The 920-nt window shown below is 40.9% G+C and carries 2 protein-coding genes; both read left to right on the top strand.

The features are described 5' to 3' along the window. The coding region (locus IE142_RS39650) for an undecaprenyl-phosphate 4-deoxy-4-formamido-L-arabinose transferase (RefSeq protein ID WP_191889416.1) at positions 1–643 on the top strand (643 nt) is incomplete at its 5' end. Then, positions 643–920, top strand: a 278-nt coding sequence (locus IE142_RS39655; RefSeq protein WP_229831213.1) for a hypothetical protein, incomplete at its 3' end; no start/stop codon positions are given. The genes IE142_RS39650 and IE142_RS39655, both read left to right, overlap by 1 nt.

Raw genomic sequence — 920 nt, forward strand, 5'->3', positions numbered from 1 at the left:
AGTGGCAACCGCAGAAGAGGGGTATGATGTTGTCGGAACTCGACGCCGTAACCGTCAAGATTCGTGGTTTCGTAAAACGGCCTCTAAAATGATTAATGCCATGATAACCAAGGCAACAGGTCGTTCAATGGGGGATTATGGTTGTATGTTAAGAGCATATCGTCGTCATATTATTGATGCGATGTTGCAATGCCATGAGCGTAGTACTTTTATCCCAATTTTAGCGAATACCTTCGCTCGTCGTACGATTGAAATTGAAGTCGCTCACGCTGAGCGTGAATATGGTGATTCAAAATACAGTTTCTTAAAACTCATCAATTTGATGTACGACTTATTAACCTGTCTGACAACTGCACCATTACGTTTATTAAGTGTCGTAGGTAGTGTGATTGCTGTTGCCGGCTTTTTACTTGCCGTATTACTGATTGTACTACGACTTATTTTCGGTGCAATTTGGGCGGCAGACGGAGTGTTTACACTCTTTGCTATCTTATTCATGTTTATCGGTGCGCAGTTCGTTGCAATGGGTCTATTAGGTGAATATATAGGCCGAATTTATAATGATGTAAGAGCGCGTCCTCGGTATTTTATCCAAAAAGTGGTTGGCGTTAAAAAACCCAACAAAAATCAGGAAGAAGACTAATGAAAGCAATAGTATTTGCCTATCATGATATTGGCTGTGTTGGTTTAAAAGCACTTGAAAAAGCGGGTTTCGATATTCAAGCTGTATTTACCCATACTGACGATCCTAACGAAAATCATTTCTTCTCATCCGTAGCGCGTGTTAGCGCAGAAATGGGATTAACCGTGTTTGCTCCAGAAAACGTTAATCATCCATTATGGATTGAGCGTATTCGTGAGATGAAGCCAGATGTCATTTTCTCTTTCTATTATCGCCATATGCTAAGCGATGAGATCCT

The sequence above is a fragment of the Streptomyces mutabilis genome (assembly GCF_014649815.1).
In the GTDB taxonomy this organism is placed as follows: Bacteria; Actinomycetota; Actinomycetes; order Streptomycetales; family Streptomycetaceae; genus Streptomyces; species Streptomyces mutabilis.